We start from the raw sequence: 14,424 nt of genomic DNA, 5'->3' as shown, positions 1-14,424 counted from the left end.
GACACCTGCCAACGGGTGACCCCGACCGACACCCCCGTGGGATCGGCCGGGAGCGACCGGGTTAGTCTTCACCGACTGTCCCGGACAGCATCCGGGGAAGTGGCGGAATGGCAGACGCGCACGGTTCAGGTCCGTGTGCCCGAAAGGGCGTGGGGGTTCAACTCCCCCCTTCCCCACCAGAGAGTAGGGGCGGCTCGACCGCCCGTACTCGAAGGTATTGACAAGAAGGCTCCGCCACCAGGCGGAGCCTTCTTGCATATCTTGTCCGGTTATGCTCTTGATCGTTCCTCCGCCCCCCAGCTCAGGAGTGTCGTGTGAGCGTCGCGTTGGTCACCGGTTCCGGCGGTCTGATCGGATCGGAGGCGGTCCGGCACTTCGCCAGCCTCGGCCTGGACGTCGTCGGCATCGACAACGACATGCGCCGCGAGTTCTTCGGCCCCGAGGCCTCCACCGCCTGGAACGTCGAGCTGCTGCGGCGCGACCTCGGCACGGCGTACACCCATGAAGCGGTCGACATCCGCGACCGCGACGCCCTGGCGGGCCTGTTCCGGCGGTACGGCCGGGACATCGCCGTGGTCATCCACACCGCCGCCCAGCCGTCGCACGACTGGGCGGTCCGCGATCCGTTCACCGACTTCGACGTCAACGCCGGCGGCACCCTCAACGTGCTGCAGAACGTCCGGGAACACTGCCCCGAGGCGCCGGTGATCCACTGTTCCACCAACAAGGTGTACGGCGACCGGCCGAACAGCCTGCCGCTGATCGAGCAGGAGACCCGCTGGGAGATCGCCCCGGACCACCCGTACGCCGGCGGGATCACCGAGGACATGTCGATCGACGCCTGCCTGCACTCGGTGTTCGGCGCGTCGAAGGTCGCCGCCGACATCATGGTGCAGGAGTACGGCCGCTACTTCGGCATCCGTACCGCCTGCTTCCGGGGCGGCACCCTGACCGGCCCGGCGCACTCGGCGACCGAGCTGCACGGCTTCCTCGGCTACCTGATGCGCTGCAACATGGAGCGGCGGACCTACAAGATCTTCGGGTACGGCGGCAAAATGGTCCGCGACGCCATCCACAGTCACGACGTCGTCTCCGCGTTCGAGGCGTTCTTCCGCGACCCGCGCCCGGCGGCCGTCTACAACCTCGGCGGCGGCCGGCACTCCAACTGCTCGCACCTGGAGGCGTTCGCCATCGCCGAGCAGATCACCGGCCAGGAGATGATCACCGAGTACCAGGAGGCGAACCGGGTCGGCGACCACCAGTGGTGGATCGGCTCGAACGCCGCTTTCCAGCGGGACTACCCTGGCTGGAAGCAGGTCTACGACGTGCCGATGATCCTGCAGGAGATCTACCAGGCCAACGTCGACAAGTGGGTGCCCGGAAAATGATCGACCAGGGCAAGCGCAACGTCCTCGGCGTACTGGTCGACGCCGTCGACTACGAGGCCGCGAGTGAGCGGATCCTCGCCGCCGCCCGGGAGCGTCGGCCGCTGGCGATGACCGCCCTGGCGGTGCACGGGGTGATGACCGGGGTGCTCGACCCGGCGCACAACGCCCGGCTCAACTCGTTCGACCTGGTCACCCCGGACGGCCAACCGGTCCGCTGGGGGCTGAACCTGCTGCACGGTGCCGGTCTTGCCGACCGCGTCTACGGCCCTACCCTCACCCTGCGGGTGCTGCAGCGCTGCGCCGACGAAGGGCTGCCGGTCTACCTGTACGGATCCACCGAGGAGACGCTGGCCCGGCTGGTGCCGAAACTGGAGCAGCAGTTCCCGGCGTTGAAACTGGCCGGGGTCGAGCCGTCGAAGTTTCGTGCCGTCCAGCCGGGTGAGGATGCCGAGATTGCGGACCGGATCCGGGCTTCCGGGGCCCGGCTGGTGCTGGTCGGGCTGGGCTGCCCGCGCCAGGAGATCTTCGCGTACGCCATGCGCCCGCTGTTGGACATGCCGCTGATGGCGGTCGGGGCCGCCTTCGACTACCACGCCGGGCTGCTGCGCAAGCCGCCATCCTGGATGCAGCGGTACGGCCTGGAGTGGCTGTGGCGACTCGGGCTGGAGCCGAAGCGGCTGTGGCGCCGGTACGTGATCCTCAACCCGGCGTACCTGGGCCGGCTGGGCGCGCAGAAGCTGGGCATGTGGCAGGCCACCCCGCCGCCGGCAGCCACCGACCGACCCGCCACCTTCGCCGTCTGACCACCTCACCCGGCCCTGGGGGCACGATCCACCTGCCACGCCGATTCCTGACCCAGCAGCATCCAACAGCGGGTAGCACATGTGCTACGGTCAGATGTATGCATGAGGTTGGGCTGCGGGAGATGCGGCAGAACGCCAGCGACCTGGTACGCCGGGCGCAAGGCGGCGAACGCGTGACGATCACCGTCGCCGGGCGACCGGCAGCTGTGCTCGGCCCGGTCAGCCCGCGCACCTGGCGCGAGTGGGACGACCTCGCCGGCGTCTTCGACCAGCCCACAGACCCGGGGTGGGCAGACGACCGGGACCTGCTCGACGACGCCGTCACCGACCCATGGGTCGAGCGGTGAGCCGCGGCATCCTCGACACCAGCATCCTCATCGCCACCGACGTAACCCCGATTCCTGGCGAGTTGGCCATCAGCGTCGCCAGCCTCGCCGAACTCCAGTTCGGCGTCCTGGTCGCGAAAACCTCCGAGGCGAGGGCTCTGCGGCTGGCGCGGCTGAGCGCCATCCAACGTCGATTCGATCCGCTCCCCATCGACGAGGCGATCGCCGACAGCTACGCACGGTTGGCCGCGCGGGTCGTCGAGACGGGCCGCCAGCCGCGAGCCAGAGTGATGGACCTGCTCATCGCGGCAACCGCACACGCCCACGACGCCGCCGTGTACACCCGCAACGCCGACGACCTCGCAGGACTCGAAGACCTCATCACGATCCGCACGATCTGAAACAACACGACGTGACGTCGTCACAGTAGACCCGGATCAGCTCATGGCAGCGGCAGGGCATTCACTGACACAGGTTGCGGACCTACCGATGGCGGCTGGCCGTGCACCTGCAGGAGAATCCGGGTTGGTCGCGCTGGGTGACGGGTGATCCGGTGTGATCATCGAGAATCGTAGTGTCACCGCGCCGGGGTGGACTAAGCTGCTAGCTAACCGGGAGGTCTAGTCATGTCAGCCGAGGCCGCGCACTACAACATGCATGACGCCAAGACCCACCTCTCGCGCATCATCGAGCGGGTGGAACGCGGCGAGGAGATCATCATCGACCGGGCAGGCACCCCGGTGGCGAAGGTGGTCCCGTTGGTGCGTCGGGCCAACCGGACCGCGATCGGCTCTCTCGCGGGACAGTTGGACCTGTCCGGCGACTGGGACTCCCCGCAGACCAACGCCGAAATCGCCGCCGACTTCGGCGTCGGCGCATGAGCTTGCTGCTGGACACCCACGTCGCGCTGTGGGCCATCACCGGCGACGCCACCCTCGGCGACGAGTTTCTCGACCGGCTTCGCCACGACCCGGACATCTTTCTGTCCCCGGTCAGCCTGTGGGAGATCACCATCAAGCAGGCCACCGGAAAGCTCGCCGGTCCGACCGACCTCGCCGAACAGGTACGGGACATCGGCTTCGTCGAGCTGCCGTTGACCCACGCTCACGCGATCACCGCTCGTCGCCTACCTGCTCATCACCGAGATCCCTTCGATCGGATGCTGGTGGCACAGGCAACCGTCGAGGGCATGACGCTCGCCTCCCGCGACGCGTCGATCGCACTGTACGACGTGGACATCTTGAAGGTGTGACAAGCCGGTCCAACCCCCTCCGCCGCCGAGTTGGGTGACCGAGCTTCATAGCCTTGCCACGAGCTCGGCTCGAACGGTGGAACCACTGACTAGGTACATGTCGGCGAACTGCGCGTACATCGGCAGTGGACAGCGGCTGCGACCATGGCCGTGGTGGAGATCTTGCGGCGCTGGTGGCGGATGCGCTACCCCGGCTACCTGCTCGGCGTTGTAGTCGGACTGGTCATGATGTGGCTGCCGTACAAGACCTACGACGACAACGAAGCCTGGCAAGAACAGTTGCGGACCGACGGCGTGCCGGCCCAAGGCGTCATCGACCAGCTCGTACGCGATAGACGCGGCAAAGCCACGATGCACCTCCGGTACGAATTCGCTGGATTGGAGCGACGGGTCGAGGTCGCCTGCATGGAGGTCTGCCACCCTGCCGGCACTTCCGTGCGGATATGGGTCAACCCCGACGATCCAGTCGATTTCGTGACCGACTTCGGGATGCTAAGCGGACATCGGGGCAGGGTCCAAGGCGTGATCGGGGTGGTGGGTCTCGTCCTGTCCGGATCAATGGCGCTCGCCGGGTACTCCCGACTCGCCCAACGGCGACACGAGCACCGACGACGCGACTGGCAGCGACAGCAACGAGTCCAGCGCCAGCAACAGGCCTGGCGGCCCAGGACCGGGAGGCGGGGCAAACCGAGCGCACGCTGGCGGAAGAAGAACTGAACCAGGCAGCGAGGTACTCCTTCGCTCGACATCCGGGCTCGCCACCCTTCGGGTGTGCCCACCGCGTAGCCGTGGGCGGGACTGCGATCCCTGAATGAGGCCTGCGCACTCCTGTGGCTACATGTACTGAGCGGCGGTCTCCTCGACTTCGCGGATGAACTCCTCCAACTCGGCCTCGGTCCACTGTTCATCCTGCAGCAGCGTCCCGAGGATCACGATCTGCGCAGGGAAGGAGACCTCGGCATCGATTCCGTCGAGAAGTTCCGCCTCTCCTAGCGCCGCACGGATGAGACCTTCCAGCTGAAGTGCGGGCAGATCCTTGCCCCGTTGGTACTGGTCGCGGACCTGTGCGACGAACGCAGACACCTTGTTGAGGTCAGGCTCCGGCCCGAAGTGGCGGTCGACGGCGATCGCGAACGCCGCGCCGATCACCGGGACCGCGCCGTGCCAGTTCGTCGTGCCAAGAACCTCAGTCAACCGGTCGATCGTTCCCCAGTCCCGTCGAGCCATTGCCCGGATCAGATCGCCGAGTTCAGTCGGAACGCTCACGTTGACGCAACCTCGCTAAACCTTGTCGGATGTATCGGTCAGCCCGGCGGGCCGCCAACCCAGCGATAAGAGCTGCCACGACGAGGTGGCCCGCCGCGTCGCCGGCTTCGAGCTTCGGTCTCGTGTCCGTGAAGGCCACTGTAGGGGCCGATGTGCCTGTGGTTGACTGCGACCCTGGCGGGGGAGTCGCCAGGTCCCGCAGGATGTTGAGACCCGAGTCGCCAAGCTCAGCGGTTGTCTTGGCTGCGTCCTGAACATCTTCCGTTCGACGCGCCAGACGGTCCAAGAAGCTGCCGACGCCTCGGCGGGCGTCGGAGCGGCGGGTGGTGTCGGCGAGGAGTTCCTCGCCGGTCGGGCCGGTCAGCGTAGGTTCGTCGGGAGCCGAGCCGGGGGCGATGCGGTTGGCGTAGGCGTTGAGGTGCCTGACAGCCTCCATGAGCAGGCGGGCGACCTTCCCGGCCTTGTCTGCGGTGGTCTCCCACTCGGCGGTCGCGTTGGTGACAGCGTGCGCCGACGCACCGACGCTCGCGGTGGAGAGGGTCTGGTGCGCGTTGGTGACTTCCTGCTGGGCGCGCAGCGCAGTCGCGGCAGCCGAGCTTAGGCCGGTGGACGCCCGAGCAAGCCGGGCGATGACCTCGTCGACCGTTCCGGCCATCACAAACCCGCGCGGTACGTGTCGACCAGCTCGATCCCCGCGTCCAGTCGGGCGATCGTCAGCTCGATCTCGCGGAGCGCGCAGGCGGCCGTGTCCAAGGCGTCGGTCGCCCGTTCGTGGTTGCTGCCCTGGCAGGTGGAGGTCGCCAACCCCAGGGCCTCGCCCGCCGCTGCGGCAGCCTGTCGCAAGGTGTTCCTGCCGCTACGGGCGCTCTCCAGGCCCTTGCCCAGCTGAGCCTTGACCTCGTTGACGCTCACCGAGCCGGCCTCCCCGGTCGCGGAGCCGCCGTACCGGAGGGCGACTCACGTTCGTCAGGTACGTCCGACCATAGTCGACGAGCTACCGACCACCTACCCTGAGCGACGGATATCCGTCACCCTGGCCGCTGTCGCTGCAGCCCGCTCAGCGGGCCTTGTCGACGCACCAGTCCTACGAGGTAGAGACTGGCAAGCGCACCCAGCTCGGGCTGCGTCCGGCGGCTGGTCGCGCACCTGCTGAAGGTCCAGGTCAGTCGGGTCGGGTGATGAATGTCGCTGCGCCGGCCGTTCCCCCTGGCATCCTGATCCTGCCAATGAGAGAGCGCAGGGCGCGGGCGTTCGACGTAGTCCAGGACGCTATGCATCCGCTAGACGCCATAAGACGGATTGGTGTTCTAAGACAAATCGATCAACCGACTGTTCGATATCATAGAAATCACTACTCCAAACGGAGTCGAGCCCTAGTCTCCTGCGTATCCGCTTAATTTCGCCCACGTCCACCGTGAATCGAGCCCTTGGGTAGCCCGTCTTTACTGATCGGCCACCCCTGGTGATGCGAATGAAGTTGTTTTGAGGCGGAGAAATGGTGCATCCTTGAGTGGTCAACATCACCCGCAGGTCGGACCATTCAGTAGGGCGATCTCCTGTGATGACTTGCTTCCTCGTTCGCGTTCGAAGCCATGACGATAGCTCACGAACGATCTCATCGGAATCTGAAGTTCCGCTTTTTTTGCGTCCAAACTTTCGGGCCACGACAGACGTGGCCATTTCATACAAGTCGTCCTGGGTAGTTCCCACCAGATCCAGCATGTTCTTGTCGAGGCTAACCAGAGTCGAGACGAGAGCTGTCCGCTTGTTGCCATTCTCGAACGCGTGGTTCATTGAGCCTTTTCCAAGCTGATCTTGCAGGTCAGGGCGGGCGCAGCAAGCCAGGAGAGCGATGAGGGCGAGGCTCCAGGTAAGACAGCAGTCGACCAAGATCCGATGCCCCGACCGGGAGCCTCGCCCGTGCTGTCTTACCCCTCCACGATCCCGCTGTCCAGCCGCACCCTCAACCACCTCACCGACCTCATCCGAGCCCACCGCAACCAGCATCGATCCCGCTGGCGGCGCCTCGACCCCGGCCGCCAGGCACTACTCGCCCTGGCCCACCTACGCAACGGCGACACCTACACCCGGCTCGCCGCCGGGTTCGCCGTCGGCGTCGCCACCGCCTGGCGGTACGTGCAGGAAGCGATCGCCCTGCTCGCCGCGGTCGCCGAGGACCTGGCCACGGCGATGCGCCGCATCCGACACCTGGCGTACACGATCCTCGACGGCACGCTGATCCCGATCGACCGCGTGGCGGACCAGAAGCCGTACTACTCCGGCAAACACCGGCGCCACGGCGTGAACGTGCAGGTCATCGCCGACCCCGCCGGCCGGCTCGTCTGGGCCTCCCGGACACTGCCGGGCTCGGCGCACGACCTCACCGCCGCCCGTGTCCACGGCATCACCCACGCGCTGACCAGCGCCCAGGTGATGACCTTCGCCGACAAGGGCTACCAGGGCGCCCGAGGCACCGTCCGCACCCCGTTCAAGCGCCACCGCTCCCGGCCGAAGCTGTCACGCCGACAGAAGACGATCAACCGGGCACACGCGAAGATCCGAGCACACGGCGAACGGGCCATCGCCACGCTCAAGACCTGGAAGATCCTGACCAAGCTGCGCTGCAGCCCACACCGCGCCACCGCGATCGTGCAGGCCATCCTCGTCCTGCACCACGTCGAAGCCAACCGCTACACAGGATGAAAATGGCTCATTGCGATCCCATAAAATAGGGTTGCAGCCAACTCGTGAGGGCGCTCATACTTCAGGCGGCCACCGAATCCTGTCTGCTGTCTTGAGACTGCCGAGTCAAGTAGCCCATCACTTATTGGCTCCACCTTCCCAAAATCCATTGATCCGAGCACGGAAGACGCGAGACGACGTCGCACCTGCATTACTTCCTCGATTGTCAATATGAACTTTGGCCCCCAGTAGGGAGTCCTGGCCACCTCAACCTCCACTGGTTCGGCAAACCTGGCGTGACGCGATGGCATGCTATCTCCGGAAGCGGGATTAGTGGCGGTTCGGTCGGCATTCCGACGATGTGCCCGTGCACTCATTCGTTCCAAGCTCAGCCCGCGCTTCTGCCGCAGACCGGGCTGACGGAGCGAGTGGTGACGGCTGCATCAGCTACGCCGTCAGCGTTCGGTGGTCGCCTCGTCAGTGGGTCCTCTAACGGAGTTCTACCGACGGTGTCCTACTCACCGGCCACGCCAGGGGCGTCGCCGGCCCTTCGTCCACGGACCTATGCCACAGGAAAGCTCCATCGCTCATCCGTGACCAGGAACAGGCTGACAGGACGATCTCTGCCGTCGTCGACCGACCGCATCGCAGCCAATGGGGGGCCTGTTCACGAAGCCGGGGCAGATCCACTTCATTGTTGTCATCGCCGTAGAACAGGTGCAGCGTCCAGTTGAACGGTGCCACGGGGATGGCCAAACCGCCCGAGTAGAGATCGTGACGGTGCCGCCGGACGATCTCCTCAGCGGCCCTCCGCTGCCCGAGACCGATCTGTAGTCAACCACGGGCTCTGGGCTGTGAGCATCGCCGGGAGTGTGGAGCCTTGCCACGAACTCGGCAGCTGGGATTACAGCTCCGTGGCCCGCTCGGCGACGTACGTACCCTTGCCCTGGTGGCCTTCAACCAGGCCACGGTCGCGCAGCAGCCACAGGGCGGTTTGGGCCGTGGAGACGCTGACCTTGTACGTGTCGGAGAGTTGAGCGGACGACGACAGCTACTTCTCCGCTACGTACACGCCGCGACCGGAATGTCCGACGACGAGATCTCGATCGTGCAGGAGCGAGACGGCGCGGTACACGGTCGCCGGGCTGACGTCGTACTGGTCGGCAAGCTGGGAGGTGCTGGGCAGCTTGGTGCCCGGCGGTAGCTCGCCGCTCTTGATCTTCTCGGTCAGTTCGTCCGCGATCCGTCGGTAGTCGGCTGGTGCTGAGGGCATGGCTCATCCCCTTGGTTCGGTGCCACTATTGATCACGCACAACCTCTATCAGCTAAACTCGGACCAACGTTGCCTGAACTACCGAGAGTCCACTGGAGTACCGAGGACTCGTGGCTCACCCAAAAGGCCTAGGTCTGTCACCGAAACGGCGACATACGTCCATCATGCAAGTACTGAGTATTGCCATTCTTTAGTACGTCAAGCGCCACGGCAACGCGCCGCCAAACATAGGGACGGAGCCGCTGCTGCGCCTTTTCCGCCGTACAAAACTCGAACGCAGACAGCTCGGTATCTGAAATCTTGAGTCCGGCGATCTGCTCGTCGGTCAGCTCGCCACCGTCGAAGATGAACGAGAGCAGGTCGTCCCAAGGGCCGTGTGGTGAGACCCAATCGACCACCAACAGCCTTGCTACAGGCACATCCAAGCCGAGTTCTTCTCGGAGCTCGCGGCGAACGGCCTCATGAGGCGGCTCGTTGGCTTCCGCCATGCCGCCGGGCATGTCCCAGTCCGGCTTGTACTGCGGGTCAACGAGGAGAAGCCGTCCCTCGCGGTCTCGGATCAGAACGTCTGCACTGACGCGCTTGCGTGGCTGTTTGGCGTTGCCTTCTGCCAAGTGCGCCTGCCACGCCTCCGGGTCACGTTCATACAGCGGAGCGTCAGAGTTCACGGTTTCTCCCCAACGCTGTTGTACCGCTACGTCCGTCCTGCGCAAGCCACTGGTATAGCAACGCCCGCTCACGTAGCGCCTCATCAAGGCAACTCAAGAACTCGGCCACCACCCGAGTACCCCGGTGCGGCTCCAGCAAGCGCCGGAGATCAAGGAGTTGCTGGATGACGAGGTACGAACCGAGCTGCTGGGTCGCGTCCAGCACCTCTTGAGCAACGGCGCAGGCTTCCTCGGGCCTGCCTCGGGCTACGAGCACAGTAACGAGGATGAGCTGTCCGAATGCCCGGCTTCGCGTGCGGTCTCCCGGTCGCAGTTGGACGACCCTCTCGGCCTGCCGTTTCGCCTGGCCTAGGTCGCCAATCTGGAGCAAGCAACGGGCGGCCTCGTTGGCCAGCGAGCCTTCATCGAAGTGGCTGACCCACGGCGACCGTTCCTCGGCCGGCTCTGCTTCAAGCACCCGCTCTGCCTTGATGAGGTGCTGCGCGCAGTCGTCCGGTTGTCTCAGCGCGGCGAAGGCACGGGCTTGCATAGCAAGAAGGCGAGCTTCGAGTTCGGGCGACCGGGGACCACGCGACAGCGTCTCAAGACCTCGCCGTGCGTACTGGAGAGCGTCGGTTGGCTTGCCTCGATGGTGCGCGAGGTGGCTCAGGCTGGCGAGGATGTGCACGCCGAGTTGACGGTCGTCACCGAGTTTGACCAGTTCAAGTGAGCGCTCGAAGTGCCGTTCGGCGGTCTGGTCGCGGCCGGCGTCGTGAGCCATCCACCCGGCCATCTCGGTCAAGGCGGCTGCGGCCGTGAACGCCAACCGCCCATCGCTACTCTGGTCGACTCCGAACATGCGTGGTGCGACTTCGGCTTGCAGGTACTGCACGACCGTGGCGTAGAGGTGGCCGCCGCCGACTTGGCGGTCCGCCGCTCGGAACGACTGCATCGCGGACGAGTAGCCATTGCCGCCGCCCTCCGGCAGCCCGAACGACGGAGGCTGAAGCAGGGCCGGTGCCGGCACTGCTTGTCTCGGTACAGCCGCCACCTTCGTAACGACCATACGAGAGTCGTCGCTCGCAGACGATGCGCTGGGCAGCCTAAACCACAGGAGATGCTCAGGAATCCGGAGTGTGCGGACCCAGTGCGTCAGGCTGTCGAGATGTCGAACCGGCGGGCCGTTCTCGATGCGGCTGATCTGGGCTTGCGTCAGGCCGAGCCATCCTCCGACGACGCTCTGCGGAACGCCATCCTTCCCGTAGAAGGCGATGTGCTTCGGGTGCTTGCGGTACGCGCGCGAGACGTGGCCGATGTGCTGCGCCCGGAACGCGTCTCGGAACTGATCGGTATCCCAGAAGTCATCCGGCGACTCCGGCGGCTGGATGGCGAACTCGCGCGCCTTCGCCTGACACGGCGCGCACCGCTCGCTCTTGTTGTCTCGGGCAAGGCGCGTTCCGCAACGGCAGTAACGCGCCTTGCGGTTCGCTTCCATGATCGTCCTGATTCTCGCAGCGGCATCCTGATCAGCAATTCTAGAGCGGGGTCAGCCTACGCGCTGCACCCCATACGCGGCATGTATGGCGTGTATACGCCTGCGGTCATTCCCAGTATCACCGAGCGGCCCCACTATCGAGTTGCAGGACCCGTCCACTCAGGCAGGACGACAAGGTCCAGGCTCGACGGCCCTGCGGGCGTACTGCCGATTGAGGCTGCGCGTGCAGGGCGGGCGGCCCGACCTCCGCACCCCCGTTCGGGGTCGGGCCGCCCTTCCACCCGCTCCACCCGAAGACCATGACCGATCAGCGAGCGTGAAAGGCGGTCCTGCCATGCGCGGACTCCTCGACTTCCTCCCCACGAAGCTGCCGCCGGCCCATCGGTAGCGGGCCGGCCGGCCGTTCACCTGCCGATCCCCGCCCCGGTGACGAGTTGATCATCGATGGTCGGGCGAGTGTGCAGTTCGCGGCCGGCCGAGGTTTCCGGTTCCGGGTGACGGCAGTGGACAAGGGCTGGACTTACCAGGGCTGGGTCTGGCTCGCCGGATACGTGCTCGGGCCCGACGGCGGAGCCCGTGAGCGCCGCGACATCTTCGTCCAGCGTGCCGGCCTGCGCTTCGCACCCCGTCCACGCCGGCACCGCTGACCAGAGCAGCGACACCACGACACGAATCGCGCCTTCTCCACCCGTACCCCCTGTTGAAAGGTGGTCCTGCCGTGCGCAGACTGTTTGACCTGTTCCGCCGGCCGCCGCTGCTCCGCAGCCGTCGGCACCGGCGGCTGCTAGCCGAGTTGGCCGAGTACACCCGCCGCAACGCGACCCAGGCCGCCGCAGGACAGCGGCGTGCACCGAACGCCGTCGGGCACTACTACGGGCGGCCGGTGCGGCCGTCGATCAGCCCCGGCATGGTCCGCGACCGCGCGTTCGGCGACCGCGTCCGGCGCGGCTGCGACCCCACCGAGGTACGGACGTTCCTGCACCTGGTCGCCGACGAGTTGACCGCCCTGCGCGCCGAACTGCGCTCCACCCAGGACGAGAACGTACGCATCAAGCAGGCCCTGCGGGACTGGCAGTCACAGCAGTTCCAACAGTTCCAGGCAGGGGTAACGGCGTGACCGGGGTCAACCCAGTGCCGGCCGGCCCGGCCCATGTCGTCGGGTTCGGGTCGCAGCGGCGGCGGGCGCAACTCGTCTTCACGGTCGCCAACCTCGACACCGGGGCGGTCGTGTCGACCAGCCTCGTGCCCGGCTCGTTCACCCCGATCCCGACCCCGGGCGGCACGTGGTGGCTGCCGTACGCCCCGATCGTCACCGACCTGGCCGCCCGCGCGGGCATCGCCGCAGCGACGCTGCGCGACCCCGACTTCCCCGACGAACCCGGCCGGCTCCCATCCTCCGGGCTGATGCTGCCGATCCAGTGGCAGCCCGGCATCCCGCAGCCGGACCGCCACCGGTGGGAAGCAGTCGCGCTCGCCGACCGGCTCACCGCGCCGTGGCTGGTCCTGATCGGCCGCAGCGCGGAACCGCCGGCCCCCGACGACGCCCGGCTGCTCGGCCGGCTCTGTGCGCTCGCCGATCAGCTGCACGTCGACCTGGTGATCGAAGCCCGGCCCAGCTCCACGAAGGGCGGGCTGAGCTGGGACATCCGGTTCGAGCTCGCCGGCGGGAAAGTGCCCGACTACGCACACCGCTGGGCGGCCGATCTGCCGACTGCGCTCGCCAGGATCAGCCCGGAACGGGCCGCGTCCGGGCTGGCCGTCGCCGACCGCGACACCCCCGCCCACTACCTGACCGAGGATGCGCTCACGCCGCGCCCGGTGCCGGTCGGACTGGCCGGCCACCCCGGCGGCCACGACCTCGACCAGCTCGAACGCCGAATGGTCGCCGACGCCGACCAGCACGGCGGCGCACAGGCGATCTGGCGTAACCGGCACTGGTGGCACACCAGCCTGCGACCGGCCGACACCGCCGGCCGGTTCGTTCGGGGCTGGGAGCCGCCGACCCCGAAGTACTGGGCCGAGCCGATCCCCACCCACCCCTGCGCCCGGTGCGCCGACGTCGACAATCCGCCGTACTGCACCGACTGTTACGGCACCCGGCGGGTCCGGCGCGGCGCGGTGCTGACCGTCACCGACCTGCGCGGCCGGACCGTGCACCGCAACTGGCGACCCGACGACGCCACGCCGACTCTCGTCCACACCGACCGGCAGTCCGGCTCCAGCGTGTGGCAACTGCCCGAGGATTATCAGATCGGCGCGTACGCGGCGGAGTTCGGCGTACCGCCGATCGACCTGACCGACCTCGACGGCGAGCATGTCGTCGACCAGCACCTGCGCCTCGGTGTCAGCCAGCTCGCGCCCGGCGGCGGTGACCCGGTCGCCGCGTACCTCGGGGAAGTCGCCGCCACCCACGACGGCGCCCGCGTCCTGGCCCGCGCCACCGACTGGCCCGGCCCCACCCTCGACGAACTCGCCCACCTCGTCACCGGCCTCGGGCTCGCCCTGGACGTCACCGTCATCGACCACCGCCACAATGTCGGCCGACCCGAGCTGCTGCAGGGGCACACCTGGTCGGTCCAGGTCGCCGGGCTGGCCGGCCCACCACCGGTCGACCCGTTCCCGACCTGCGCCGCGCTACCCGAAGCCGTGGCGCTCTGCTACCGACACCTCTACGGCGCGCTGCGGGCGACCGTCCCCGCCGATCCCGAACGGCCGATGTCCGTTCCACAAAAGCCCGCGTCGGCCGGTCCTGCTCCGGACACCGCCGGCTTCATCACCGAGGTACGCCGCCTCGCCGCCACCCACCCCGGCCAGCCCGCCACCATCCGCATCCTTCCCGACCACGCCAGTATCGCGACGAGGAGAACCTCGTCCTGATGAGGGCCGAGCGGTTCGACGCTGTAGCGGCCGGGCTGCGGATCGCGGCCCGGTCGTTGGCGCTGCTGGCCCGCCGGCAGCGCGGTCTCGCCGAGGAGTTGCTGGCCGAGGAGCTGCCGTGGCTGACCTGGCTCCCGCCGGAGGAGCGCGTGGTCTGCGTACGGGAACTGCTCGCCGATCTGGTCGCTGGTGCCGACACCGGGCTGTTGACGCCGTTCGCCCGCAACCTCGCCTCGTGGCGGTCCACAGCCGAGGCGTGGGCCGACCCGAGCCTCGCCCGTGACCTGCAAGGACCGGTCGACGGCGACGGCCCGGTGATCGACAAGCCGATGTCGGAGGCGGCGTGACTGGCCGGGGCGAGCAGATCCAGCGGCCACGGCCTGAGCAGACTTGACTTTGCAATCGTTATGCAGTC

The 14,424-nt window shown here is 67.2% G+C and carries 17 protein-coding genes, 1 tRNA gene and 1 pseudogene; 13 read left to right on the top strand and 6 right to left on the bottom strand.

Annotation, left to right across the window (positions count from 1 at the left end):
- Positions 1-93 precede the first annotated feature (93 nt).
- From O7623_RS20550 to O7623_RS20515, 8 genes are all read left to right on the top strand, one after another.
- Positions 94-179: transfer RNA gene (locus tag O7623_RS20550), tRNA-Leu, on the top strand.
- 135 nt (positions 180-314) lie between these two features.
- On the top strand, positions 315-1,388 hold the full coding sequence (locus O7623_RS20545) for an NAD-dependent epimerase/dehydratase family protein (RefSeq protein WP_282224641.1): 1,074 nt from the start codon (positions 315-317) through the stop codon (positions 1,386-1,388).
- A complete protein-coding gene (locus tag O7623_RS20540) occupies positions 1,385-2,191 on the top strand; it encodes a WecB/TagA/CpsF family glycosyltransferase (protein WP_282229494.1) in 807 nt (268 codons plus the stop codon). Before O7623_RS20545 ends, O7623_RS20540 begins: the two co-directional genes overlap by 4 nt.
- Before the next feature lie 98 nt (positions 2,192-2,289).
- A complete protein-coding gene (locus O7623_RS20535; protein ID WP_282224640.1) occupies positions 2,290-2,538 on the top strand; it encodes a type II toxin-antitoxin system prevent-host-death family antitoxin in 249 nt (82 codons plus the stop codon).
- Complete coding sequence (locus O7623_RS20530; protein WP_282224639.1) at positions 2,535-2,918, top strand: PIN domain-containing protein; 384 nt, start codon at positions 2,535-2,537, stop codon at positions 2,916-2,918. The genes O7623_RS20535 and O7623_RS20530 overlap by 4 nt, the downstream gene beginning before the upstream one ends.
- Before the next feature lie 225 nt (positions 2,919-3,143).
- The gene (locus tag O7623_RS20525; RefSeq protein ID WP_282224638.1) at positions 3,144-3,398 is read left to right on the top strand and encodes a type II toxin-antitoxin system prevent-host-death family antitoxin; all 255 of its coding nucleotides are present in this window, start codon (positions 3,144-3,146) and stop codon (positions 3,396-3,398) included.
- On the top strand, positions 3,395-3,769 hold the full coding sequence (locus O7623_RS20520; RefSeq protein ID WP_282224637.1) for a type II toxin-antitoxin system VapC family toxin: 375 nt from the start codon (positions 3,395-3,397) through the stop codon (positions 3,767-3,769). Before O7623_RS20525 ends, O7623_RS20520 begins: the two co-directional genes overlap by 4 nt.
- Before the next feature lie 153 nt (positions 3,770-3,922).
- A complete protein-coding gene (locus tag O7623_RS20515) occupies positions 3,923-4,486 on the top strand; it encodes a DUF3592 domain-containing protein (RefSeq protein ID WP_282224636.1) in 564 nt (187 codons plus the stop codon).
- 117 nt (positions 4,487-4,603) lie between these two features.
- Here O7623_RS20515 and O7623_RS20510 read toward each other — a convergent pair whose 3' ends face one another.
- Genes O7623_RS20510 through O7623_RS20500 form a run of 3 tightly spaced genes read right to left on the bottom strand, consistent with a single transcriptional unit; the run spans position 4,604 to position 5,947 of the window.
- Entirely contained in the window at positions 4,604-5,035 is a 432-nt protein-coding gene (locus tag O7623_RS20510) for a hypothetical protein (protein ID WP_282224635.1), read from the bottom strand.
- The gene (locus O7623_RS20505; protein WP_282224634.1) at positions 5,019-5,690 is read right to left on the bottom strand and encodes a hypothetical protein; all 672 of its coding nucleotides are present in this window, start codon (positions 5,688-5,690) and stop codon (positions 5,019-5,021) included. Before O7623_RS20505 ends, O7623_RS20510 begins: the two co-directional genes overlap by 17 nt.
- Positions 5,690-5,947 carry a hypothetical protein gene (locus O7623_RS20500; RefSeq protein ID WP_282224633.1) on the bottom strand — a complete coding sequence of 86 codons (258 nt, stop codon included), beginning with the start codon at positions 5,945-5,947 and terminating at the stop codon, positions 5,690-5,692. The genes O7623_RS20505 and O7623_RS20500 overlap by 1 nt, the downstream gene beginning before the upstream one ends.
- Before the next feature lie 1,008 nt (positions 5,948-6,955).
- On the opposite strand from O7623_RS20500, the gene O7623_RS20495 reads away from it, so the two are divergent.
- Entirely contained in the window at positions 6,956-7,738 is a 783-nt protein-coding gene (locus O7623_RS20495; protein ID WP_282224632.1) for a transposase family protein, read from the top strand.
- An 883-nt stretch (positions 7,739-8,621) separates the two neighbouring features.
- On the opposite strand, the pseudogene O7623_RS20490 reads toward O7623_RS20495, so the two are convergent.
- From O7623_RS20490 to O7623_RS20480, 3 genes and pseudogenes are all read right to left on the bottom strand, one after another.
- Positions 8,622-8,990, bottom strand: a pseudogene (locus O7623_RS20490) (GntR family transcriptional regulator).
- Between the two features lie 137 nt (positions 8,991-9,127).
- Positions 9,128-9,658, bottom strand: a complete 531-nt coding sequence (locus O7623_RS20485; protein WP_282224631.1) for an NUDIX hydrolase — start codon at positions 9,656-9,658, stop codon at positions 9,128-9,130.
- Positions 9,648-11,132 (bottom strand): DNA-binding protein, encoded by a 1,485-nt coding sequence (locus O7623_RS20480; protein ID WP_282224630.1) that lies wholly within the window; start codon positions 11,130-11,132, stop codon positions 9,648-9,650. Before O7623_RS20480 ends, O7623_RS20485 begins: the two co-directional genes overlap by 11 nt.
- A 434-nt stretch (positions 11,133-11,566) precedes the next feature.
- Here O7623_RS20480 and O7623_RS20475 point away from each other — a divergent pair, with 434 nt between their 5' ends.
- The 4 genes from O7623_RS20475 (at position 11,567) to O7623_RS20460 (ending at position 14,356) form a co-directional block, all read left to right on the top strand.
- Positions 11,567-11,779 (top strand): hypothetical protein, encoded by a 213-nt coding sequence (locus O7623_RS20475; RefSeq protein ID WP_282224629.1) that lies wholly within the window; start codon positions 11,567-11,569, stop codon positions 11,777-11,779.
- A gap of 71 nt (positions 11,780-11,850) precedes the next feature.
- On the top strand, positions 11,851-12,249 hold the full coding sequence (locus O7623_RS20470) for a DivIVA domain-containing protein (protein WP_282224628.1): 399 nt from the start codon (positions 11,851-11,853) through the stop codon (positions 12,247-12,249).
- A complete protein-coding gene (locus O7623_RS20465; RefSeq protein WP_282224627.1) occupies positions 12,246-14,009 on the top strand; it encodes a hypothetical protein in 1,764 nt (587 codons plus the stop codon). The genes O7623_RS20470 and O7623_RS20465 overlap by 4 nt, the downstream gene beginning before the upstream one ends.
- Positions 14,009-14,356: a hypothetical protein gene (locus O7623_RS20460; protein WP_282224626.1), complete on the top strand. Its 348-nt coding sequence runs from the start codon at positions 14,009-14,011 to the stop codon at positions 14,354-14,356. The genes O7623_RS20465 and O7623_RS20460 overlap by 1 nt, the downstream gene beginning before the upstream one ends.
- Positions 14,357-14,424 lie beyond the last annotated feature (68 nt).

The sequence above is a fragment of the Solwaraspora sp. WMMD791 genome (assembly GCF_029581195.1).
Taxonomy (GTDB): domain Bacteria; phylum Actinomycetota; class Actinomycetes; order Mycobacteriales; family Micromonosporaceae; genus Micromonospora_E.
The sequence above is the reverse complement of the archived record's forward strand: the minus strand, read 5'-3'. Positions and strand labels throughout refer to the sequence as shown.